Below are 24,992 nucleotides of genomic sequence, written 5' to 3'. Positions count from 1 at the left end.
CAAAGGACATCACAATGAACGCTCAATGCTACCGAGTTATTTTTAACAAAGCCCGTGGAATGCTCATGGTGGTGTCAGAGGCGGCACGCTCTCAAGGTAAAACCAGTAACCCTAGCGAGGGTGGTAGCTCAATCAGTCAAACTGCTGGTGGTTCACAGACAACGAATCACACTAATGGTTATTATCAAGGTGGTCAGCTGAATAGTTTGCGATCACATCTACTGCTAGCGCTTGGTATGGCAACCATCATCAGCACTAGTTTTAGCACAAATGCTCATGCCGATAGCACCAAAATAGTCGCTGATCGTAATGCCGCCGCTGCCCAGCAAGCGGCCATCTTAAAAGCATCAAATGGCACGGCACAAGTAAATATTCAGACGCCAAGTGCAGCTGGCGTCTCACGTAATGTCTTTAGTCAATTTGACGTTGGCTCTGATGGTGCCATTCTTAATAATAGCCGTACCAATGCTCAGACCCAGATTGCTGGTTGGGTAGAAGGCAATCCTTATTTAGCACGCGGTGAAGCGCGCGTTATCTTAAATGAAATCAATTCAAGCGATCCGAGCCGTCTAGGAGGCTATACTGAGATTGCTGGTGGCAAAGCTGAGTTGATTATTGCCAACCCTGCGGGCATCAGTTGTGCTGGTTGCGGCTTTATCAACGCCTCCCGTACCACACTGACGACTGGTCAAACCCTCATGGAGCAAGGCAAGCTCACTGGATTTGACGTGACAGGTGGTAAGGTTCGTATAGATGGTGATGGCTTAGATAATAGCAGTAGTGATTACACTCAAATCATTGCTAACACCACTGATATTAATGCCAGCGTTTATGCCAAAAACTTAGATGTCATCACTGGTAGCAATAAAGTCAGCTATGAAGCGGATGCCAAAGATACTGTCATTACTTCTAAGAGTGCGACCAATAGCACCAACCAAGCGACGGGTGTGGCACTGGATGTCTCAGCGCTGGGTGCGATGTATGCAGGGAAGATCCGTCTGATCGGTACAGAAAAGGGCATGGGTGTCACCAATGCGGGTAGTATTATCGCAAGCTCTGGCGGTCTACAATTAGACAGTAATGGCAATTTGATTAATTCAGGCAGCCTCGTTGCCAATCAAAACAAAATAGATATCAATACTCAAGGTTCTAGCATTGATAACTCAGGGACTATCGCAAGCAGTCGTGGCAGTATCGATCTTAAGAGTAGTGCTCTAACAAACAGCGGCGTTATGAGTAGTTATGATGCGTTAACCTCGCAGCAAACTGGCAATATAGATAACTCAGGTGAGATAGCCGCTGGCAGCTTTGATATACAGTCTGCAGCACTAAAAAATAGCGGTAAACTGCTGCAAACGGGTACTGGTAACTTGTCTATTACCGCCCAGCAACTTATCAATCAGCAAGGTGCTGTCATCGGTCAAGATCTATATGCGGATAACACCAATTCGCCTACTGACCCAACGACTACACCGCCAAGCACCGCTACTAATGGCAGCAGTATTGGATCAAGCACGGATGGTAGTTCGCAATCAACGGTGACGCCTGATCCATTGCCTATCATCACTCAAAACGGCCGTATTAATACGGGCAATCTGACCAACACGGGCAGCATTTATACAAATGGCGATATCAACGTGTCGGCAGATAGCGTCGCCAACCAAGATAAGTCCAGCTTAGTGGTCAGCACTCTGGATATCACTGATGATGGTAGTGTTTCGAATACGGACAGTCGCCTGCAGCTTGAGTCAATAGATTGGCAATTAACTGACTTTGATAATACTGAAGGTCAGGTTATCACCAACGCTGGCATTAATATCAGCACAAATAGCGATATCGATAATACCAAAGGAACGCTTGCCAGTAATGGCGATATTACACTAAACGCTAATGGTGACATCAATAATAATTCAGGTGTTATTCAAAGTGGTGCTAAGTTAACTACTGACAGTAATCATACTGATAACAGTAGTGGTAAGTTGATATCGCAAGAAGATTTGACGATCAACAGTCGTGGTGATTTAACGAATACTCAAGGTGCGATTAACAGTGCCAAAGATGCCGTCATTACCAGTATATCTCTGGATAATGACAACGGCCAAATTACCGCGCAAGGAAGTCTGACGACAAGTTCAGATAGCGTTAACAACAGTGGCCAGATCTATGGTAAAACTGACACACAACTAACCGCGACAGATACTATCAACAACAGTGGTACGATTGCCAGTGGCGGCAATGTTGATATGACGACTGGCAGTCTCACACAGACAGACAGTGGTAGCTTGGTCGCAGGGATGAGTGCTGATGGGACACTGCTAGATAACAGCGCAAATATTAATGTCCTAGCGAGCGGAGATATCACCAGTCAGGGCAACCATATTGCCACAGGTGATGTGAGCTTAAGCGGTGATGACATCAATCTGTCAGACAGCAATAGCCAAGGTAGCAGCATTAGTACAACTGCTCGTACTGGTATCAATACTACAAATGCTTCGATAACAGCGACAGATAAGCTTACTTTAAGCAGTACGAACGGCACTTTAGATAATACAGCAGGCGTTCTCAGTGGTGGTGTGTTAGAGATTGATGCCAACCGTTTGAATAATACCGATGGTAAGCTGACACAGACAGGTAAACAAGACCTGACACTTGCACTGGTAGATGGCATTGACAACACACGCGGTGAGATTGCGAGTAATTCAGATAGTTTAACACTGAACACAACGACGCTCGATAACAGTAGCGGAAAAATTGTTCACGCTGGTACAAATAGCAATGATGACAGTCGTTTAAGCATTAATGCAGATAGGGTGAATAACACGGAAGGTGAAATATTAAGTTTAGGTGCACAAACGTGGCAAGTCGCTAAAGATGTAGACAATACATCAGGGGTGATACAAGCCAATCGCTTCACTATTAGCGCACAAAATCTAGATAACACCGATGGGCGTATTGTCGCGGTTAATACCACCCAAGCCGCCGCACAAAATACAGCATCTAGTAATAATCAGTTACAGATACAAGAGAGCTTCACCAATGCAGGTACAGGGATTGTTGCGAGCGATACGGGTAGCCTTATAGTTACTGCTAGTGATATAGACAACAAAGGACAAATTTCAAGCGTCAATGATTTGAGTCTTAAAACTCGCACTTTGACCAACAGTGGCAGCCTATACAGCCAAGCTGACGTAGATATCAACAACCAAGGCGCGATGAGTAACACAGGCAGTATTGCCGCCCAAGGCAATACCACCGTGAATACAGGCAGCCTGGTGCAAAGTGCTGATGGACAGCTGATAGCAGGATTAACGCCAACAGGAGTGCTTAGCAATACAACGTCAAATTTAACCGTTAACAGCATAGAAAAACAAAGCAATGCGGGTACTAATATTGCCACAGGTAACGTTGAGTTAGAAGGTAGTGAGCTTGATTTGACGGATAGTCGTAATCAAAGTAACAACCTATCGATGACAGCGAGCGCGGGTGATATTCGCTTAGATAAAGCCAATACCAATGTGACAGGGTTGGCACGCTTAAATGCCAATGGCAATCTGAGTAATGATGGCGGCGTATTACAAGCAGGTCAGTTTGATTGGCAAGTTAATGAGCTATCAAATGTGGTAGGTACGATCAATCAAACAGGTAAACAGGCTTTTAACTTAGTAACAAATGGCACTATCAATAACCAAAAAGGCGTTATCGGTGGAAATGCTATTTCACTAAATATCGATAGCAAAAGTACGCTTGATAACACGGAAGGTATGATTGTTCATGGTGGAGACGGTTCGGCAAATGTGACAGCCAATCAGCTTAGTAACATACAGGGTACTATTGTCAGCACTCAAGCGTTAACCACTAAGGTATCTGGTGATTTAGATAATTCTGAGGGTGTGATACAAGGTGATACTCTCAATTTGAATGCTAAAACACTGACGAACAATAATGGTCAATTGGTTAGCCAAAACGGTGACCTAAATTTGAGTAGCGAATCAGTCAGTAATCAAGGAGACAAAGCCTATATCCAAAGTGGCAATAACCTGACGATTAATAGTGACCAGTTAACGAACAGTGACAGTGCCACGATCATGGCAAAAGGGTTTGCAGAGATCAATATCACCAATGCACTAGACAATAAGCGCAATGCGATTATTGCCAGTGATGAAAACATGATGCTGCAAGCTGGAACGCTTACTAATTCAGCTCAAATCGCCGCATTGGCTCAAGATTTAACCATTAATGCAACTAGCGTAGACAATCAGATAGGCGGCCAGATTAGTGCTGCTGATGATACTGCAATTGTTTCTAGTCAAGATATCAAAAACCAAGGGATTATAGCGGCCAGTAACCAGTTAGATATTCAAGCTGTTAGCACGATAAACAATAAAGAAGGTGTGCTATCGGGTGGTGCTATCACGCTGAATAGCAATGCTGATATAAATAACGAAAATGGGTTAATCGCACAAACGAATGCCGACCAAGCCCTCAGTATCAATGCTAAGGGCAATCTGAATAATAAAAACACCAATACTGTGAATAATCTGCAAACAGGTATTTTAGCGAATGGTACGGCAGATATTGATGTTGATAGCATTAATAACCAATCGGGCATTATTTCAGCCAAACAGCTCACGATTGATACCGCATCAGATGAGACTGTCAATAACGCACAAGGGTTATTGCAGGCAGCGGAAGCGTTAACGCTAACAGCGAATAAAAGTGATACCTTAGACAATCAAGGTGGTCAAATAGTAGCAGACACTATCAACTTGACGGTAGGTGATGCCAATCGTGGCCGTATTGATAATAACGTTGCAGGCAGCTTGATTCAGGCTGGTACTAATATTGACATAACTACAGGTGTATTAAACAACCAAAACACCAAACAGAGCAGTGAGGATAAGTCGCAAGGTGTTATCGCCAATGACACAATAAGTATTACTGCGAGCACGATAAATAATCAAAGCGGTCAGTTGCTGGCTAATAACAAAGTGATGCTCACCGCGGGTAATCAGATCAATAATCAAGCGGGCAGTATTCAAAGTAATGATATCTCGATTGTCGATACGGACGCTACGAATCGTCGGCTTGCAGTCAATAATGATAATGGTCGCATCGCCGCCAGTAACGATATCATGATCCGCTCAAAAGACTTTACGAATACCAATGGTGAGGTGCTTGCCAATGGACGTGCGGATATCAATATTGTTAATGATATCAGTTATGATAATACCAACACCATAAATGCCAATGAAGTCGTACTTACTACTCAAGGCAGTTTCACTAATAGTAGTCAGTTATCAGGACAAAACGCGTTAACTATCAATGCCCAAAGTATTAGCAACCAAAAAGATGCTGAGCTGACTAGCAATGGTACAACTGAGCTAAATGCCGCTACCAACATTGATAATCGTGGTTTGATCAATGGTGAGAAGACGTATCTGGATGCTGGTAATACAGTCAATAACTATAGCAATGGTCGTATCTACGGTGATCACGTTGCTATAGAGGCAACCACGCTTAATAACACACCAGATGTATTTACTAAAACTCAGGTAGATGAATGTGTCGCTGGGCCAGGGTGTTTGGTAGATATTACAACAGAATTCAATAATGTGCAGGGATGGAGCGATGCATTCATTGAGTTTTATAAGACTCAGTTTCCAGATGCTTATAATCAGCTATTAGTGGATAAAAAGACTTATTACAAAGTTACTTCAGATCCTGCTCCTGTAATCGCTGCTCGTCAGCGCTTAGATATAGGTGTTAGTACCCTTACTAACAATCCAAACGAAGCGCGCGCTGGTTTCTTTAATGAAGACTTTACAGGTCAGGCCAAAATCATCAGTAATGGTGAGCTACATATTGGTGGAAGCTTAGATGACAACCATCAAGCGGTAGGTAGTGCTACTACAGTGACTAATAAAGGTGCTTCTATTGAGTCTGTTGGTGATATGAGTATTGATACTAATACGCTTAACAATGTAAATGCAGATTTTGCTTTAAAACCTACCAAAGTGGAAACTTATAGAGAAGAAGATCAGCACGAGTATCAGTTAAATGGCAGTACAAATAGATATGATGAAAGTGAAATTCAAATATCTAAAGGAGGACATAACGGCAGTTGGGTGACCTATCTTACTACTCCTGAAAACGAGAATAATAGAGCTAAAAAATTCTATGAATGGAAATATGACGTGGTCACACTAGAGGACCAAGTGATGAGTAGCGATCCTTCACGTATCCTCTCTGGCGGCCAACTTAACTTGTTTGATACCAAACTTACTAATGACAAAAGCATTATCATTGCTAGAAAAATAAAGCAAAGGGCTGGTAGCTTAGTAAACGATACTCTACAACCTACAGGGTACAAAGCGACTGAGTATGAAAACAACGGTAGCCAAGAGTATTATATTAAAAGGAAGCGTAAGCACGACGGTTATGGTAGCAAATCAGATAAAACCTATACCAAAGGCGCAGAACTACCTTTCGTAGCATCCAAAGAGATAATAAATCTTCCTATTCTGTCAACTGGAGTTTATGCCGTTGCAATCGAAGGTGTTGCCGATATTGATAAGACGGAAATAGATAATAGTGAAGTGCGTGAACTTCGAAGTATCAGTGACGCCATCCAAACTCTCACCAATGACAAGCCAACTGCCAATGATGCAAATAGTGCTACCACAGTGGGCGCGTCAGGATTGGCAAACGCGGCTAAACTATTAGAAGGATTCGCCAAAGCAGATGACAGTACCCTAACTGATGCGCAAAAGCAGCAACTACAAGCGTTGCTTGACGCTCAAAAGCAAGGAAGCAAAGTTGATCAAGCTGCCATTGATGATCTGATCAATCATATCACTGATCAAATAGCGCAAACGGCTAGCGAAGAGATCCGTAGTAGTGACACCACTGTAAAATTACCTAACAGTAGCTTGTATGGTACTAATCCTGATAGCAATGCTGATTACCTAGTTGAGACCGATCCTGCATTTGCGAACTATAAAGACTGGCTGTCATCGGACTACATGCTAGAGCGACTACAACTTGATCCTAACATTACTCAAAAGCGTCTCGGTGATGGCTATTATGAGCAGCAGTATATTCGTGATCAAATCATGACATTAACGGGTCGCTACTATCTGGGTGACTATCGCAGCTTAGATGAGCAGTACAAAGGTCTGATGGATGCGGGTATTACCACTGCTCAAACCTTAAACCTGCGCCCCGGTATTGCGCTCACCGATAGTCAAGTTGCTCAGCTCACGACTGATATGGTATGGCTTGTACAGCAGCAGATCACTCTCGCTGATGGTAGCAGTCAACAAGTACTGGTGCCCAAAGTCTATACCCGCCAAGCGGTTGGACAAATTGACGGTACAGGCAGTCTAATCGCTGCTGATAGCATTGATATGCAGTTATCGGGTGACCTGACTAACCAAGGTAGTATCGTCGGTCATCAGAGCGTTAATATTAATGCTACTAACCTGACCAATGCCAATGGCGGTTTGATCAAAGGCGACTATGTCCAGATTGGCACGGCTAATGACCTAAACAATCTAAGCGGCACTCTGCAAGCGAATAAAGCTATGCAGCTTGACGTTGGTGGTGACTTAAATAATGAGAGCTTGACCTATACCACCAGCTCTGCCAAAGATATGAGTAGTAGTACCCGTACAGATATTAGACAAATTGCCAGCATTTATGTTGGCGATGGTCTCAAAGGACAAGTAGATGAAAAAGGTAATGCGTTAACGACCTTCATCGCTAATGTGGGTGGTGATACCACTTTTGCTGCTGGACGCTTTGACAACCAAGGTGGTAGTAGCCGCCTCGATACCAAAGGCGACGTTGCGCTTGATGCCGTTAATACCAGTTACCAGTCCAACAGCATTGGTGACGCCAATAACTACTTTAAGCAGGGCGAATCTATCGATGTCGGTAGCCAAATTAATGGTATTGGTAACGTGTTTATCACCTCCGGTAGTAACATTACTGGTACTGCCTCACAGATTAGCAGTAACGAAGGTACCGTCGGGCTACAAGCAGACAATGACATTACTCTCAAAGAAGGTCGTTATACCCAAAACTTAAGCACGGCTACCAAAACGATCAGCAAAGACTTTTTAAGTAAAGAAACCACTCAAGATCGCTATGACATGCAAAGCGATACTGCCATCAGTAGCAACATCGAGGGTAATACTGTTGTCATGCAAGCTGGGGCAGATATCAGCTTAACAGGCACCAACGCCATCAGTGATACAGGCACTGGTCTGACCGCTGGTGATGATGTCAATATCTTAGCCGCTGACAACACTTCAAGCGAAACCAAGTTCAGTCAAACCAAAAAATCAGGGTTGTTCGGCACAAGCGGTGGCATAGGCTTCACTATCGGCAAGCAGCAAACCGATGATAGCAATGCCAAAACAGCACTGACGCATACTGGCAGCAACATTGCTGCGATTGACGGTAACGTCACCATCAATGCTGGTGGTACGTACCAACAGACAGGCAGTAGTATTGTCGCGGGTTTGGGTGCAGATAGTAGTGAAAAGATCAATGACGCCCTTGATAACAGCAGTCGTGGCAACGTTGTCGTACGCGCCCAAGACATCAATATCGATAACGTCATGGATGTCTATACCAATCAAAGCGAGCAGAAGTTTAAGCAAAGTGGTCTGACCGTGTCCGTATCAAACAGCCTCATTGACAGCGCCAAGAGTATCGACAACCTCATTGATGCTGGTGGTAACACAGGTAGCACCCGTATGAAAGGCATGGCAGGCGTCGCTGCTGGTCTTAAGGCAAAAGCTTTAGCCAAGCAAGGATCAGATGTATTAAGTATGCTACAAGAAAGTGGCAAGCTACAAGACATAGGCAGCACTCGCATACAGGCCACCATTGGCTCATCAAAAAGTGAGTCAAATAGCAGCAGCTACACCGAGGTAAACCAAGGATCCAGCATCACCACCAACAATCTTGCCTTGATCGCTACAGGGGCAGGTACAGATAGCAATATCGACATCAATGGCAGTAATCTAAACGTCAATAAAGATGCCTTATTCCAAGCCGATAATGACCTGAATATCAATGGTGTCGCACAAAACAGCAATACTCGTAGTGATAATAAGAGCTCAAGTACCGCCATCGGTGCCTATGCAGCCACCAACCCAGCTAAAGGTGCTAGCTACGGCATCACTGCTAGTGCGAGTCGTGTCAAAGGCTATGCCAACAGCGACAGCACTACCTATGCCAACAGCCAAGTCAATGTCGGTGGCAACACGACCCTTGATATTAATAATGATCTAAACATCAAAGGTGGTGTACTGAATACAGATAAGATTCAAGGCGTTATCGGCGGCGACATGACTATCGAATCGCTACAAGACACAGCTACTTATGACAGCGACCAAAAGAACATGGGTTTTAGTGCAGATCTTGATCTTGCCAAAGGTACAGGCTCTAGTCTGTCGGTCAATGGCGGTAAGACTAACGTTGATTCTGACTACAAGGGTGTTGGTGAGCAATCAGGTATCTTTACCAATGAAGCTGATCTTACGGCAAATGGCAAAGGTAGCTTTACAGGTGCCGTTTTCACGACCTCAAAAGAAGCTCAAGCCAATGGCAAGAGCAACATCGTCTTTAAACAAGGCATTAGCTCACAAGATATTAAAAATACCACGAGTTATGAAGGTGAGGCACTATCAATTGGTCTAAGCATTGGTAATACCACAGGTAAACCACAAGCCACCATGAACGGCATTGGCTACGGCACAGATAGTGACAGTGATAGCAGTATCACCAAAGGTGGTGTCAGTGGCTACAATGATCCACAAGGCATACTCACCACTGACAACCGTGAAGCCCTTGGCGGTAAGCTTGAGAGTGTGTTTGATGCCAACCGAGTGAATGAGGAGCTTGGGGCGCAGACGCAGATTACACAGGAGTTTGGTAAGGAAGCACCTAAAGCAGTGGCTGAGTTTTCACAAAACCGTATTGATGATATTAGAGCCAATCCTAATCTGAGTGCAGATGAGAAGATGGCTGCCATTAGCAAATGGGATGAAGGCGGTATTTACCGAGTAGCGGCTCATACCGCTTTAGGTGCCTTGGGGACAGGTAGCGTAGAAGGGGCTTTAACCACAGGCGGTGTGGCGGCTGCTGCGCCTACTATCAACAATCTTGAAGCTAAAATGAGAGATGCACTTATTGCTCAAGGCATGGACGTGGATACCGCTAGTAATGCAACTAAAGGTATTACCAGTCTGGCATTAGCAGGAGCGGGGGTTGCTGCTGGACTGGATACAGCCAGTACTATTAATGGGGTCAATGTCGATGCGAATAATAGGCAGTTGCACTTTAGTGAAATGCAGAAGCTGAACGAATCAGCGAAAGCACTTGCTAAAAAATATGGAAGAGATGCTGAATATTGGAAAAGTCTTCTCTATGCAGTTACTTACTCAGAACTTGATAAAAAAGGAAATGATAGATTAGCAACGTTCAAAAAAGACTTTGCGAAACCAGCTTATAGTCAAAATGCCCAAGCATTTGAAAAAATCATTGAAAATGATATAGCGATAGCTAAGCAATCTTATAACTCATTGAAAGCTAAATATGGCAATGTAGAGTTAGAGAAAGACCGCCATACCTCTGTAAGCCAAAGCAAGCCGATTTATATGTTTAGTAGTAGTGGTTACTATAATGAAAATAGTATTTATGGCACTTATGGTGGCAGCTATCAAGGTAATAGAAACAACCAAAAAGACTTTAATAAAGTTACTAAAAATCTTAATAGTCAAATGTCAGACATAGCGACTCAGAATGATAGAATAAATCCAATTTATCTAGAACAGTATTACATTCCTTTAAGTGAGCTTAAAGCAGCGGGTGCTACTGGTATAGCTGTCGCAAAAAATATAGCTGGTGCTAAAGCAAAGCAACAATCGGCTAAAGAAGCTGCTGAAACCATCGCTCAGACCTGTAGCACAGGTGAATGTTTCACCGCAGGCACCTTGATTCACACTATTCACGGTTTAAAACCAATCGAAACGATCGATCGTGGCGAACTGGTTTGGTCGCGAGAAGAGTTTGGCAATAAATACGACTATCGCCCTGTTATTGCCACCAAAGTCACCCCGAATATACCTATTTACGAAGTTAAGATAAAGCATGATAATGGTTTAGAAGAAACCATCAATACCACAGAAGAACATCCGTTTTGGATTGATGGTGAAGGCTGGCGTAAAGCATCTATCTTAGAAGCTGGAATGAAGCTGTTAGATAAGCACGGAAGGTCGACAGCCACCGTAGTGAGTCAAACGGCTTTAGACAAAAAAGACACGGTTTATAACTTTGAAGTACAAGACTTTAGCACCTATCATATAGGTGAAATGGGTGTTTGGGTTCACAATGCGAATTGTTGTGACTTAACATCTATCATAGTGAATGGCAAACAAGCCAACGTTATCGGGACAGGTGGCAACAAGATCGTCTATTCCATAGACGAAAAAACAGTCATCGGTAAGCTAAAGTCTGGTAAGCCACTGTCAGCCATTCAAGACGAAGCAGCTAAGCTACAACAGCTTAAAGACCTAGGCTTTCCAGTGGTCAACGCTAGAATCACTACTCATGATGGCGCACCTGCGATGATAATGGACCGCTATGCGCAAGGGTCAAAAGATATTATTGCACGCAATAGTAGAACAGGAAATATTGAGGTAGTTGCTAATGCTAATACTAGCCTATTAAATGGAAATAGCGTTAGAGACTTGCAAGCCATCAGAACTCGTATGGTTGACAAAAAAATAAGCGTTAACGATTTGCAGTTTTTAATCAGCAAAGACGGTCATGTTGTTATTGCTGATCCTATAGATGTTTATACAAGAACAAAACCTTCAAAACCTAGCTTAAGAACCATTGATCTACTAATTATAGAGGCGAGAAAAAACTAATGGTAATCTCAGTTTATGATGAAAACATACCTAGTAATTCGATAGGTCTACTGGCAGGTTTAGTCGGGCGCAAACTTGTTAATATGATTAAATTTAACAATGTACCCGAACAAGAGCTTATCGATAACTACTATATGGAATCTGATGAGTTTTTCCCTCAGGCTTTGGGTCCTATGTTATTTTACTTTGAAGACGGCTTGGTTATTGGTGGCGGTAGTATTCCTAGTAAAAACAGTGTAGTAATGTGGGTAGAAAAGAAGGAAAACGGTAAACATCGCGAATGGCTACAGGAAGAAGATGAAAGAGCGATTCCCTTTTATGCAAAAGATTATGAAGAATGGGATATTTACTTAGATCAATTTGTAGAGTCTGTAACCATTATCAAAGAAATACCTGAAAGCGATAGTAAAAAATTGGGCTTACCGAATGAAAGGGGCGTACTCATTAAATTTGAGAATGGTTTAGATCTCATTATGTCACATGGATTACATGACTGCTCTGATAGCGAGTCTCTAATCAAACTCAAGGATATAAACCCTTACTTTGAAGGCCGATTGGAATTTATATCTATTGGGAAATTTGATTAGAATTTATATATGTTCTGATACAAAAAAAGAAAAGATAATGGCAACTTCAATTTATGATATGAATTTACCTAGTAACCTTACAGAATTGCTTGCTAGCTTAGTGGGGCGTAAACTTATCAATATTATTAAATTTAACGATGTGCCTGAACAAGAGCTTATCGACAACTACTTTATAGAACCTGAAGACTTTTTTAGTGATCCGCTAGGGCCGTACTTATTCTATTTTGAAGATGGATTGGTCATAGGTGGTGTTAGCGACTCTCGTAAAAATACAGTGCTAATGTGGGTCGAAAAAAAGGAAAATGGTGAGCACCGTGACTGGCTACAAGAGGAAGATGAAGACGCCATTCCTTTTTATGCTAAAGATTTTGATGAGTGGAGTATTTATCTCAATCAAGTAGTCAAATCAGTGACCATTATCAAAGAGACTTCTGAGACTTACTCTAAAATACTGGACTTACCAAGCGAGCGAGGGGTGTTGCTTGAATTTGAGAACGGCTCTGGACTTATTATGTCACATGGACTTAATAATAATACTGATGGTCCAACGCTTGCTAAACCTGATGGGATAGATCCTTATTTTGAGGGTAATCTGATTTATATCCCTGTTGCGTAATGTTGTATTTGTTTAGAGTATGATTATATAATTTAATATTTATTTGAGAGGAAAGCCACGATACAAATTTATGTATCGTGGCTTTTTCCATTTATAAACGCCAACAGCTAAATCAAACCCCAATATTAATCAAATCACCTAAGTAAAATACTAACTAGAGAAAGGTTGCTAACACTATGCCTAGTATAGTGTTGGCAATCTTTTTTACTTCTATCAAAATCAGTCATACCGTATATGAATTTATGATCTTGATATTCTTATACCCACACTAACGAAGTAGTTGGCATCTGACAAATATCAAGCCAGCCTATAAAGTGATTTTTCTATAGCGTTAAACTTAGTTAAAGATAGAGTGGATTTTGAGTATTAGTCAAGCTAGATAAGTCATTTTATTATACGAATGAAATGACTTATCTAGCTTGATAGTGGCGAATCCATATATCTGATCAGATAATAAAGAGCTACTTCCAATGCTCTTAACTTAAAGGCATCCGGTCAAGTAAGTCACGTCTGGATCTCCAGTCAGGCATGTACGTATCTAGTAAAGCTTTAGACCTGTCGTTTCTGCCGAATTTAACTGCGGAGCCTTACCCTTCACAGTCATTGTTCAGTTACCCTCGATTAATGCAAAATTAATTGATAAGTAAATAATAATTGTATATTGTTACGGTTTTTCAGGCACTGTGACGTTTGTAAGCCATTGCGCTACTCCCCGTCAGAAAGGGAGTATAAAATCACTAGTAACCTTTCTCATGTAGCTGTAACCCGTATTCGTACCAACCAATAATATGAAAGTAAAAATATTAAATAGTTCTGACCGAATTACTAACTTATTAATACAAGAAGCTTTATAACCTTACTACGCAAGTATAAAATCTAGTTGTGCATTAGCAATGGAGTATTGTGTGAACTCCCCACAAATAGCAGTGATTATTGCGACCAAAAACAGACCAAACCTACTAAAACAACGAGCTATAAACTCAGTATTAAATCAATCCATATCACCGAGCTATATTATTGTTGTAGACGATTCTGCTGAACAAATTCAGTGTCAGAACAAACTGATAGTCGAATCTATTCCATCAACTAATTGCCAAATTAAATATTTACTAAACCAGCGAACTGTCGGTGCTAGTGGAGCATGGAATACGGCAATAGAATACCTTAGCAACAAACAAAAGCAGGACTTCGGTTCACTATTTTTAGCATTTCTTGACGATGATGATGAATGGCATCCTAACTACTTAGAAAACTGCAAATCGTTAGCAATCAAAAAGCATTGTAATATGGTAGCAGCGGGATTTTACCGTTGTGAAGGTAATGAACAGCAGCCTATTAAATGTATACCTCCCGACTCAATAAATGAAGAACTGTTCTTGTGCGGAAATCCAGGTATTCAAGGCTCTAACCTATTCTTATCACTAGATATTATGTTGATGGCAGGCGGTTTTGATGAGCAACTATCAAGTTGCACTGATCGAGATTTATGCATACGCCTCTGTGAATTAGACGCAACACGCTACTGCAATATAAAAAAACCATTACTAAATCACTATGCCGATAGTGACCGTCAACGCCTTAGTACACCAAAATCACCAGCCAAGAATAATGGATTGGCAGTTTTCTGGCAGAAATACCATGGACGTATGAGCGCTGATCAAAGTAACGCGTTCCTTAAGCGCGCACAGCGCCTATTTTTCTGGCAACCAGAAACATTACCAAAATCAATACTAAAACAGGAATCTCAAATAGCATTAACTCTTGGCGTTGAATTAGGAAGTCTTTTATTTAACCAATTAGAGCAAGCTATTGAAAAAGTTCATCATTTAGGCCAAAAAAATCTGGTTAGCTTCAATATCGTTTTGACCGCAACTAAAAAATTAGATCAGATTGATTTGCGTGCGTTTATTGAACAGATGAATCAACTGGGAGTTACTTGCTATAATTTATGCCATCAGCAAACGTGTATTGAAACAGCCACAGCATTTGTTGCCAAAGAAAATATCGGTAATAGCGTATGGGTATTAAAAGATGGTGACTTTCAAAAGCAACGCTCTATTGAAAGCGAGAACGATTTATCAACAATACTGACGTATTTAGGCGCTCGTCATTTATGTACTAACCGCTGTAATGAGCTTCTCTTAAAACCGCATGCAACACTCGCTAATAGAATAAAACAATGCCGCATTGATGCAGCTAATGATCGTATCAGAAGACTATTTGGTATTTATGAGCTTCTACTACTTGGTGTGGGCTCTGAAGCTGTTGTTATGACAGATGGTCAGCGTATTTTTAAATGCATTGACTATTGGAAAACCCACATACCTGCTGAGCAAATCAAATTTTTAAAATGGTTCAGTTCAGAACAGTACAATCTACCTGGTTTGTATACCCTTGAAGAAGTTGTATTAGATGGAAGAACTGTGGTACTCACTTATCCCTTTGAAAATAGTACCCCTTATCAGGGTGGCAACTGCGAACAAGTGATTGACTTGCTACACAGTTGCAGCAAAGCAGGAATTGTATGTAATAACATGCACCCGAAAAACTTAATAAAAACCCAGAGTGAAGTGAAACTGATTGATTATGGCACGGATATTCGCCCATGGAATGAATTAGGGTTCGAACATATGGCTCGGAGGGCTTATCTAAGTATTCATCATGTGGATCATCCAAATCTCGGGCACTTAATGCGACAATCTCTGCATACAATAAATATCCCAGAAATGCAGGGCTATCAAGCATTTCGTCAAAGTTTAACTGGTATTGATTGTAACCTTAAACAAGCACAGGATGCGTGGTTGCCCCTTGGCCCACTAGAAAAACCATCCAAGCCATTTGCCCTAACTATTGGTGTGATTACCGGTGATGCACATAAATTATTGCCATTATTAAATAGTATTGCTGAACTTGCACAATGTGATTTTTTATCCAGTATAAACTCCATAGTACTATGCAACGGTTGCTCAGATACCTCTGTGAAAGAAACGCTTTCATTCAGCAAAAGGTCAGTGGGTGATATAAAAATAATAAGCGAAACACAACAGACAGAAGATGCTGCAAGCGGCCTATTTGGTTCCGACTTGGCAAAACGACCAAAAGGCCAAGTGGGAATTGCACATGCACGGAGCATGCTGCAAAAATATGTTGGTTTAAAATGTACAATGACTCCAAATAACTATGCTTGGATCCTTGATGACGATATGCGTTTAGATGCCCGAGCCAAACAGTTTCTAGCTTGGCTACCAGTGTTTAAGCAAGCAGATGTCGATATAGTGATCGGACAATACGAAGGCTCATCGCCTAATCCTCCATTAAATGGCCTACGTGGCCAATTGGTAGATCTGCTTCATAACTTACGCTGGCTTGATAAACTACCAAACAATATCGAACTGCCTGATCGCAGCCACGAAAATACAATACTTCGAGATAAGTATCCTGATTATTACTATGACTTATCTCGTAAACATACGGCTCATATCGAAGCACCATTTTGGCTTGAACCCGCCTACAAAGGTGAAAGTGTCACTGAAGCTCGCTCTCGATTGATTGCACATGCGCCTTTATTGGTCACGGGCTTCCCGCTCACTCGTGGTATTGTTCCAGCATGTTCAACATCTCCATTAGCTGCAGCAAAAGATACGGTAAACCGTGGAGGCAACACCTTTGTACTAAACGCTAAAGCCTTAATACAAACGCCTAACCTAATTTTTAAGATTAATGGCCGTGAAGCTCGCCGTTCAGACATGGTCTGGGCAATAGTCAATAAACATTACCATGGACTAACTATTAAAAGTGCGCCATTTCCTGTTCAACATACTGGGCGCATACAGCACGAACCAATTTTGAATTTAAGTAAAGTACAGGATGAAATCATGGGATCGGCATTGTATGCTGGTCTGCAAGAATTTCTACGAAACAACGAACGACATAACTTGGTCTTTACTGATATTGAGATTAGCCAAGTATGGAAAGCGACCAAATCAGAATGCAATACTCGTCTTTCACGTTTAAGGCTCAGTTTTTACCGAATCAATGGTTTAACGCAAGCTTTATCCAAATATCCAGAACTGAGCGAGTTGTATAAGTACTTGGCTAGCTCTTTTAACCCAGATGCTTTTACTAAATTAGAAACCCAAGTTAAACAAATGAACGAGTGCCATATTTACGAATTTTTAAATCAAATAGTGCCGCAGAGTGACCTCTTTGCAAAAGCACATCAGAAAACCCTTGAGAGAATAGAATAAAATGCCTTTTAAAAATTACTGCGAACTCCCAACACCACACGGCACATTTAGAATGTACGATACCGGCAACGAAATGTTACGAGTAGTCACCTTTGGTGATATCAATAAACTAGAAAGTAAACCAATACTGCGATTACATTCTTCTTGCCTAGCCTCTGAAGTATTTGAAGCAAGGGACTGTGACTGTGCCGACCAATTGCGCGAATCCATGAAAATAATGGCACACAATGGAAGTGGGATCATTTTCCACTTACATCAAGAAGGCCGTGGACAGGGCCTTTCTAATAAGATTCAAGCAGTATACAAAATGCAGAGTGAAGCTTTAGATGCAGCAGAGTCATTTGAGGCACTGGGTTTAGAACAAGACGTTCGCGATTATGCACCAGCTATAAATGTGCTAAAAGAAATGGCAATAAAACAAGTGCGCTTGGTATCAAACAACCCGCGTAAGCGACGCGCACTAGAACAAGCAGGAATCGAAGTAGAACTACTTAATACACACCCACAAATACGGCCTGAAAATATAGATTACTTGAAAAGTAAAAACGAAAAATTAGGGCACTGCCTGCCTTTAGGTTTCGAGTATGACAATATTAACTCTATTTTATTTTACCATTCAGACCAAACCTGGGGAGAGCTTTCCAACTTTTCAAAACATGCCATATATCTGCATAATAAAATTTGGCCGACAACAGAGCACTTTTACCAAGCACAAAAATTTAGAGACCATACATTGCAAGAGCGCATACGCTGTGCAGCAAGTCCTATGTTGGCTAAACAAATGGCTAAGCAGTTAGAATCACAACACCTACAACCTAACTGGCATAACATTAAGGAAGATATAATGCTGCAAGCACTTACAGCCAAATTTACTCAGAACCCCGAACTTGAAGCGCTATTATTATCAACCCAGCAATATCACATAGCCGAACATACACTCAATGACAGCTATTGGGGCGATGCAGAAGATGGTAGTGGCTTGAATCGGTTAGGTGAACTGTTAATGCAATTGCGTAATCAGCTACAGTTCAACAAAGAATCGCAACTATGTGCGGAATAGTCGTGCTTCACGGTGATACCGCCGAACAGAATATATCAGCTGCTTTAACTCGCCTTGCTCATCGAGGTCCTGATGACCAACACTATTGGATCAAGGGGAAATTAGCTATTGGGTTTGCACGTTTGGCAATTAATGATGAAAGCATTACAGGACGCCAACCTTACAAATCCAGCTGTATGATAGGAGCTTTTAATGGCGAGATTTACAATGCAGATTTACTTGAAAAACAATATAATCTTTTCCGTAATAGCGACTGCGATACACATGTAATCGCACCACTATTCGCTCAACTGGGTGAGCAGGTACTAAGCGAGTTAGACGGATTTTATTCAGGGGTTATCTATCAACTGGAGACAGATTCAATTCTATTGTTTCGCGACCATATGGGTAAAAAGCCACTGTTTTACGGTCACGCCGATAACAACCTATTTGTTGTCAGTGAACTTAAAGCCCTACAAAATATTGACTGGTTCGAGCAAGTGCCCCTTGGTATTAGTCAGCTTGACTTAGCCACGGGCACGCTTACCCAGATAGCACACCACCAACAGTTAACCAGTACAACATCTAATCTGCTTTCAGCAATGGAACAAGCAGTCATTAAACGCTTACCTAAACAGCCCTTCGGTGTTTTCCTGAGCGGAGGTCTAGATAGCTCGATTATTGCGGCTATAACTTGTCAGCATCGCCAAGATGTAACTTATTTTACTCTGGGAGATTCCGATAGTATTGATGTTGCTATGGTTGAAATGCTTGTTAAACACCTAGGATTAAAGCAAGTTATCTACATCCCATTACCAAGTGAGCAAAAGTTACCCGGATTGATTGATAAGGTACTTTACGCAACTGAAAGTTACAATCCATCGATCATTAGCAATGGTCTTGCGACCTATTTATTAGCTCAAGCAGTACAGAGGAAAGGCTTAAAGGTAGTACTAACCGGAGAGGGGGCAGATGAGCTATTTGCTGGTTACCATGAGCAACTATCCGAACAAGAGTGGCAAATTACTCGTACCAAGCTGATAACCGATATGCACTTTACGGAACTTCGTAGGCTTGATAAGTGCAGCATGGCACATAGTATTGAAGCTCGTTGTCCATTTTTAGATCGGACAGTAAAGAGAGTTGCCGATAACCTTGAGCATAAACAGTTCTATATTCCCGGTTACAACAAAATAGCACTTAGAGACGCCTTTAGGCACTTATTGCCTGCCGAGATCGCAAACCGAAAAAAGACCTCTTTTGATGTTGGTAGTGGCATCCGAAAGTTGGTAGTGGACCATTTAACCCGTAATGGTAATACAGAAATAGCAGAACTTAAGGAAATATGGCAAGGCACATTCACATACGATGTAGACGATCCTTACTTTTTTAGCTATACAACATTTGATTCTGCTATTGCTAAACGAGGAGCATCTCACAGATGACAGTGCATTTAGCTCAACAAATACTACTTGCTAAATTTAAGCAAGAGCCATTCCATAGTTTATACCTACTCAACAACGTACACCCTGCAACGATGGCATATGGCGGCACCTGTTCAGACAAAGCTCTAAGCTACTTAGATGCAACCAAAGCAGTTGGGTTAGATGCATACTTGCACTCTGCTCGCATTGGTGGACAAGATATCCACCGATTAGTAAGACTTGAAATAAACAACCAGCGCTATTTTGCAGATATTGGCAATGGGTGGCCATCCATTCAACTTATCCCAGCCGCAACCCCCATTTTATATGAGTGTTACGGTATGCGCTTTAGGACCACGATAGAAAACGGTGTGATCACAGTCTACCACCGAAAACGTAATGTAGAAAAAAAACAAATGGAAATTGATATTGCCGCAAAGTCTGAAACCGAAATCTATCACAGTATTGAAAACCGCTTTTCTGCCGATATTATCTATCCATTTAGTAGCCAGTTACGTTTCTCGATGGTTGTTGGTAAACGCTTTTTATTTATTCGCGATACCCAATTAGAAATTTACAGCAATAGTGGCTACGAGGAGGTGCTGAACATCAGTATGAATAACCTGCAAGACGTTATAGAGGAATATTTTGGCTATGATATTAAGCCACTCGAATCTCAATTTAGCAATAGAAACTAATTCTAAAATTTGATCTGATAGTTTCATTCCACATGTAATACTACTATCTCCCAAGTTGATGTGTACGGATTTGACGGCATAGGTCCCACGTCAGTGGGCCTATCTTCCTGAAGATACAATCATTGTCAGGGTAACGCAAACCACTGATAGCGGCAATTCAGTATGACCGATATAGTGGGTAGATATGCAGCGAGCCAGCTTACCGACCAGTGAGTATATTGGTTCGATTGTAAAAAGCCACAAAGTGGGCGAGCTTGAGCAAGCGATCGCGGATGTATTTGCACAAATGGTTGATGATTATTCTCTTAATGCGCTCAATGGTATTTTCAACTATATTTAACTATAGCGTGCCGTGCCAAGGTCGTCAGTCGGTCGTAGAGTGCTTTACTAAGCTAAACGGTCTGGTGGTATTCAGGCGTGATGATGACGGGCTATCTGATACACTGATGCGGATTATCTATGCCAATTGGCAAGCGCTGGCAAGTGAGCGCTGGCTGGGATTTTTGCAGTTTGTTCTTGATATGCTATACCCCAAACAAAATGAAATTATGAGGCTTTGGCACTCTAAATCCTTAGCGCACAAATATCCCTCATATCTGACCGATACCGTGCGTACAGATAGGTTTTTGACCAGTCGTATTCGTATTAAACTTGATGCAGTGGTAAATATCTGCGAGCTGTCAGAGCTTGCTCCTACATTATCACGGCTTGTGCCGTGGCAGGTTGTGCCAGAGATTGCGGTTAACCTACCATCAACTCAGAATATGGACGTCAAGGTTGCGGTGGCTGGCGAGGTTATCGCAGTAGCTGATTTTTCCCCTTTTTGAAATATTTAAGAATAAATTTGACATATCATAACCCTAGGGTTATATTTTACTTAATAATTAATAACCCTAGGGTTAGGGTTATTACAATAGAAATGAATTTTGATTATAGGAGGTTTTTATTAAGTCATCCGAGCTTATAGATATGCTCATAGCAGATGGATGGTATTGGGTCGCCACTAAGGGTAGTCATTTTCAGTACAAGCATAAAACTAAAAAGGGCAGGGTTACTGTCCCACACCCTAAAAAAGACCTACCGAAAGGTACTGTTAATAGTATTTTCAAACAAGTTGGATTGAAATGATCCAGTGGCTTTAGTAATAGTTAGCTTTGTTTGCAAACGAAGCTAACGTTTGACTACAGCTAATTTGTAAATGCTAATAAAAAATCTGTTTTGAAATAATCTATACCGTTGAATTAATAAAACCTATATAAAGGAGTCTAGCCATGTTTTATCCTATCGCAATCGAGAGAGGAGATAGTCATACAGCGCATGGTATCCGTGTACCTGATTTACCAGGATGCTTTTCTGCTGCTGATAACTATCAAGATGCTGTTGATATGGCGATTGAAGCTATCGAGCTGCATTTAGAGGGCTTGGTAGAAGACGGAGAACAAATCCCACTTCCTTCTGATATCGGTACTTATATGGATAGTCCAGAGTACAAAGGTGTAACTTGGGCTTTAGCGCCAGTCGATGTAAATCGTTATCTCGGAAAAACTGAAAAAATCAATGTAACTTTACCTAGTCGTCTGATTCATATGATTGATGAGAAAGTTGCAAGCAATAAAGAACGTTATAAGAGTAGAAGTAATTTTATTGCATTATTAGCAGAAAAGAATTTTTTTGCACATTGATATTAGTGTTCTAATAAAAAAGCCTCGCATTTGCGGGGCTTTTTTACATATTTTGAAAGTTTTAAAATAAATAAGAGAGTATTATAGAGTATTTACAATTCATTTAATGTAATGTTGTTTTTAATTTCATGATGCAGTCTTTCAATCGTTTTTTCTTCTTTTACTGTTCTAAATTTTACCCCAGTATCTATATATTTTAGTTCTTCATATACTATATTAATCATTTCTCGTCCAGCAAAATCACAAAGGTTAGTAAAGTAACTTTTGATATATCTATATGCCGCAACAGCTTCGTCGGTTGTTGTACCTACAGTTAAAAACTGCTTTTCCTCTTGATTGTCTAGATCTATAGGAACATAGATACTTTTTTGTGCTAAATCAACATGAACTTCTGGTAATCCAAGAGTCATGCTTAATCTATAAGCCATTTGCCAAAATAGGGAACCGTTTGGATGTTGTATTAGATATAGGTTATTGCCATCGCCATGGCGTGTAATCTTATTAGGTGGTGATTGTTTGGCAATAGATTTTACGCCAGCATCCGTCAACTGGTAGTCTTTTCTCTTTGTCATTACTTGGCCTTAAAGGCGTGGAGAGGTTTTAACAACAAAACCTAAGAGAATTTAATAACAAATAACGCTCTTGTTGAATATTTAACAACAGTGTAGTGGTGCTGCTAGGTAATGACAAGTGATGCAGGAAGACGTAATGTAAGTCAATTCGGGGGCTGTAGCGGATTGGGGTAATGCGAGGTTATGTCTGAATACAATAATTGGTGCGCCCACCAAGACTCGAACTCGGATCGATCGCTTAGGAGGCAACTGCTCTATCCTGTTGAGCTATAGGCGCATTATGGAGTGACATTGTAGAAAAAAGCAGTCATAAAAGCAATCAACAAAAGATAAATAAAGACAATTTATCCTTACTCACCATTGCTAAGCGCGTCAGTGACATCTACAGCATGATCACCTGATGCATTTTTTGCCTGTGAGGTTGGTTTAAATAAGTCATTTACACTGTTCTTATAACCACTGATATTTTGATAATCATATTTTTTTAGTATATCTTGACCTGTGCTCGATAGTAAAAAATTACGGAAGTTAATAGCAGTTGTATCGTCTGTCAGGATGACACCCTCAAGCGCTTGTTCATCTTTTAGCGCATAGTTAAAGGGATTTAGAGTGTGTATCTTTTTGTCATTATTATGCGTACGGGTATCATTATTATGCACACTGTTATCACTATTTTTATCAGATGCATCATTTATACCAGAACCCTCAGTACTTTTCTGACTTTGACCATTTCTATCTTGTGCACGTTGCAATTCTGACTGTAGGAGTGATACCTGTTCTGTAGATAGGCTATCGTCATTAGTAATAATCATATCTGTATCAAAGACATAGTCAGAGAGTTTATCTTTGGTAGAATCACTACTTGGTACTGTAAGAAGGTCGTTAGAGGGTACATAGCTCGCTAACACTTGCACGTGCGGATAACGAGATTCAAAGCTCACAATGATATCGTCCAAAGGTATCTGTAACTTCTCCTCTGCTCGAATGTATAAAACACTGTCAGCAATCTCTCTTGATTCATCACCTTTCGTACTAGGGTCTGCTTCACTTTCACTTGCCATGATTGGTAATGGGTCTGTGTTTTTTCGATTACTGGTCCACAACCAAATGAAGACCGCGATAAAGATTGTGAGCAGTAGCAAGATTAGCCCAGCCAGCAGTAGTTTGTAGTCTTTCATATATTACTGCTCTTTTATTATTAGTTGATTCATAGCAACGTTTATATACAGGGTGGTATCTAGCTTTTAGAGCTTTTGTTCTAGTACTTCATCGGTTAATTCAGCCAACATGTCTGCAAAGATATCCGTGTCTGCAGAAGGGGTGGATACTTGTTCTTCATTAACTTTACCACTTTCATCAGTATTACCATTGGTTTGGCGATTTATTAGAGAATCAGGTTGGTTGTTTAATACCTTGGCAGGCGTAGTAGTTTGATGCGCTGCTAACGGCGATTCACCAGTTAACAATCTGTCTTTTAACCATCTAAACCCATGTGCCTCCCACCATGCTTCAAAACGCGGCAACGTGCTACCACGTACCGCTACAGGGAGATCTAGCGTTCTCAATTTCTGCGCAAGGACAGGGTCGCTGATAGCTTGATGGATGCTCAAATAAAGTGAGCTACTATCATCGGTATAGGGTCGTCTGTTCTGCCATGATCTGTCATCAATTTTCATACGTGGCAGTTGCCACAACTCACCGCGATAATACACGACGTATAAGCGTTGTTTTGGATGGACAAAAATAGCATCAATGGGACGCAATGGCATAATATTAAGTAATCCCGTCAATAGAAAGTATTATTTAGATACAGGTTGTAAAGGGCAATTTAAAAACCGCAATGAGATTATTTCATTGTAAATATGAATGATAGTATAAAACGACACTAAATGTCGCAAGCTTATTATAATATCGATATTTACACTAGTAAACGATAACCATCAATGGCACACTGATAGCAAATTTGGCAAGTCAACGTTATCAATGGATATGTAGAATTTGCTACTATGATTGTTTTTGTTTATGGCCCTCATGCTAGCAGAAATGCATCATAGTAACGACCATCAAACATGGATTGATGAGTATCGATTTTTGTTTTGTCTTGACGTTTTATAGCGTTTTTGACATTGGATACAGACATCTCATCATAAGTGAAGCCTTTTTTATTCATCCTAATATCTCA

The 24,992-nt window shown here is 41.1% G+C and carries 15 protein-coding genes and 1 tRNA gene; 11 read left to right on the top strand and 5 right to left on the bottom strand.

The features are described from left to right. Nucleotides 1-14 precede the first annotated feature (14 nt). From ACIGBM_RS09315 to ACIGBM_RS09265, 11 genes are all read left to right on the top strand, one after another. The gene (locus ACIGBM_RS09315) at nucleotides 15-11,945 is read left to right on the top strand and encodes a hemagglutinin repeat-containing protein (RefSeq protein ID WP_397477548.1); all 11,931 of its coding nucleotides are present in this window, start codon (nucleotides 15-17) and stop codon (nucleotides 11,943-11,945) included. Beyond that, nucleotides 11,945-12,532, top strand: coding sequence for a hypothetical protein (locus tag ACIGBM_RS09310; protein ID WP_397477547.1), 588 nt, complete (start codon nucleotides 11,945-11,947; stop codon nucleotides 12,530-12,532). Before ACIGBM_RS09315 ends, ACIGBM_RS09310 begins: the two co-directional genes overlap by 1 nt. Before the next feature lie 37 nt (nucleotides 12,533-12,569). After that, the gene (locus ACIGBM_RS09305) at nucleotides 12,570-13,148 is read left to right on the top strand and encodes a hypothetical protein (protein ID WP_397477546.1); all 579 of its coding nucleotides are present in this window, start codon (nucleotides 12,570-12,572) and stop codon (nucleotides 13,146-13,148) included. Nucleotides 13,149-14,053: 905 nt separating this feature from the next. Next, nucleotides 14,054-17,395: a glycosyltransferase family 2 protein gene (locus ACIGBM_RS09300; RefSeq protein WP_397477545.1), complete on the top strand. Its 3,342-nt coding sequence runs from the start codon at nucleotides 14,054-14,056 to the stop codon at nucleotides 17,393-17,395. Nucleotide 17,396: 1 nt separating this feature from the next. Then, a complete protein-coding gene (gene ribA / locus ACIGBM_RS09295) occupies nucleotides 17,397-18,455 on the top strand; it encodes a GTP cyclohydrolase II RibA (RefSeq protein WP_397477544.1) in 1,059 nt (352 codons plus the stop codon). Continuing rightward, nucleotides 18,443-19,879 (top strand): asparagine synthetase B family protein, encoded by a 1,437-nt coding sequence (locus ACIGBM_RS09290; protein WP_397477543.1) that lies wholly within the window; start codon nucleotides 18,443-18,445, stop codon nucleotides 19,877-19,879. The genes ribA and ACIGBM_RS09290 overlap by 13 nt, the downstream gene beginning before the upstream one ends. Further along, nucleotides 19,876-20,556, top strand: a complete 681-nt coding sequence (locus ACIGBM_RS09285; protein ID WP_397477542.1) for a hypothetical protein — start codon at nucleotides 19,876-19,878, stop codon at nucleotides 20,554-20,556. Before ACIGBM_RS09290 ends, ACIGBM_RS09285 begins: the two co-directional genes overlap by 4 nt. Nucleotides 20,557-20,740: 184 nt before the next feature. Then, on the top strand, nucleotides 20,741-20,896 hold the full coding sequence (locus tag ACIGBM_RS09280; RefSeq protein ID WP_397477541.1) for a hypothetical protein: 156 nt from the start codon (nucleotides 20,741-20,743) through the stop codon (nucleotides 20,894-20,896). After that, nucleotides 20,874-21,383 carry a hypothetical protein gene (locus ACIGBM_RS09275; RefSeq protein ID WP_397477540.1) on the top strand — a complete coding sequence of 170 codons (510 nt, stop codon included), beginning with the start codon at nucleotides 20,874-20,876 and terminating at the stop codon, nucleotides 21,381-21,383. The genes ACIGBM_RS09280 and ACIGBM_RS09275 overlap by 23 nt, the downstream gene beginning before the upstream one ends. A gap of 118 nt (nucleotides 21,384-21,501) precedes the next feature. Further along, complete coding sequence (locus ACIGBM_RS09270; protein ID WP_397477568.1) at nucleotides 21,502-21,684, top strand: type II toxin-antitoxin system HicA family toxin; 183 nt, start codon at nucleotides 21,502-21,504, stop codon at nucleotides 21,682-21,684. A 143-nt stretch (nucleotides 21,685-21,827) separates the two neighbouring features. Continuing rightward, nucleotides 21,828-22,238, top strand: a complete 411-nt coding sequence (locus tag ACIGBM_RS09265) for a type II toxin-antitoxin system HicB family antitoxin (RefSeq protein ID WP_397477539.1) — start codon at nucleotides 21,828-21,830, stop codon at nucleotides 22,236-22,238. A gap of 92 nt (nucleotides 22,239-22,330) precedes the next feature. Here ACIGBM_RS09265 and ACIGBM_RS09260 read toward each other — a convergent pair whose 3' ends face one another. From ACIGBM_RS09260 to ACIGBM_RS09240, 5 genes are all read right to left on the bottom strand, one after another. Further along, nucleotides 22,331-22,810: a hypothetical protein gene (locus ACIGBM_RS09260; RefSeq protein ID WP_397477538.1), complete on the bottom strand. Its 480-nt coding sequence runs from the start codon at nucleotides 22,808-22,810 to the stop codon at nucleotides 22,331-22,333. A gap of 201 nt (nucleotides 22,811-23,011) precedes the next feature. Further along, nucleotides 23,012-23,087 (bottom strand) — tRNA-Arg (locus tag ACIGBM_RS09255). A 73-nt stretch (nucleotides 23,088-23,160) separates the two neighbouring features. Continuing rightward, nucleotides 23,161-23,988: a hypothetical protein gene (locus tag ACIGBM_RS09250; protein ID WP_397477537.1), complete on the bottom strand. Its 828-nt coding sequence runs from the start codon at nucleotides 23,986-23,988 to the stop codon at nucleotides 23,161-23,163. 66 nt (nucleotides 23,989-24,054) lie between these two features. Continuing rightward, nucleotides 24,055-24,579, bottom strand: a complete 525-nt coding sequence (locus ACIGBM_RS09245) for a hypothetical protein (protein ID WP_397477536.1) — start codon at nucleotides 24,577-24,579, stop codon at nucleotides 24,055-24,057. Between the two features lie 260 nt (nucleotides 24,580-24,839). Next, nucleotides 24,840-24,980 carry a hypothetical protein gene (locus tag ACIGBM_RS09240; protein ID WP_397477535.1) on the bottom strand — a complete coding sequence of 47 codons (141 nt, stop codon included), beginning with the start codon at nucleotides 24,978-24,980 and terminating at the stop codon, nucleotides 24,840-24,842. Between the last annotated feature and the right edge of the window lie 12 nt (nucleotides 24,981-24,992).

The organism is Psychrobacter sp. NPDC077938 (genome assembly GCF_044542635.1).
GTDB lineage: Bacteria > Pseudomonadota > Gammaproteobacteria > Pseudomonadales > Moraxellaceae > Psychrobacter.
This window is presented reverse-complemented; position numbering and strand designations above follow the sequence as displayed.

Bases quoted from the DNA above. Each gene is read 5' to 3' on its own strand.
- ACIGBM_RS09315 (WP_397477548.1), top strand. From the start codon at position 15: ATGAACGCTCAATGCTACCGAGTTATTTTTAACAAAGCCCGTGGAATG.
- ACIGBM_RS09310 (WP_397477547.1), top strand. From the start codon at position 11,945: ATGGTAATCTCAGTTTATGATGAAAACATACCTAGTAATTCGATAGGT.
- ACIGBM_RS09305 (WP_397477546.1), top strand. From the start codon at position 12,570: ATGGCAACTTCAATTTATGATATGAATTTACCTAGTAACCTTACAGAA.
- ribA (WP_397477544.1), top strand. From the start codon at position 17,397: ATGCCTTTTAAAAATTACTGCGAACTCCCAACACCACACGGCACATTT.
- ACIGBM_RS09290 (WP_397477543.1), top strand. From the start codon at position 18,443: ATGTGCGGAATAGTCGTGCTTCACGGTGATACCGCCGAACAGAATATA.
- ACIGBM_RS09285 (WP_397477542.1), top strand. From the start codon at position 19,876: ATGACAGTGCATTTAGCTCAACAAATACTACTTGCTAAATTTAAGCAA.
- ACIGBM_RS09280 (WP_397477541.1), top strand. From the start codon at position 20,741: ATGCAGCGAGCCAGCTTACCGACCAGTGAGTATATTGGTTCGATTGTA.
- ACIGBM_RS09275 (WP_397477540.1), top strand. From the start codon at position 20,874: ATGGTATTTTCAACTATATTTAACTATAGCGTGCCGTGCCAAGGTCGT.
- ACIGBM_RS09265 (WP_397477539.1), top strand. From the start codon at position 21,828: ATGTTTTATCCTATCGCAATCGAGAGAGGAGATAGTCATACAGCGCAT.
- ACIGBM_RS09260 (WP_397477538.1), bottom strand. From the start codon at position 22,810: ATGACAAAGAGAAAAGACTACCAGTTGACGGATGCTGGCGTAAAATCT.
- ACIGBM_RS09250 (WP_397477537.1), bottom strand. From the start codon at position 23,988: ATGAAAGACTACAAACTACTGCTGGCTGGGCTAATCTTGCTACTGCTC.
- ACIGBM_RS09245 (WP_397477536.1), bottom strand. From the start codon at position 24,579: ATGCCATTGCGTCCCATTGATGCTATTTTTGTCCATCCAAAACAACGC.
- ACIGBM_RS09240 (WP_397477535.1), bottom strand. From the start codon at position 24,980: ATGAATAAAAAAGGCTTCACTTATGATGAGATGTCTGTATCCAATGTC.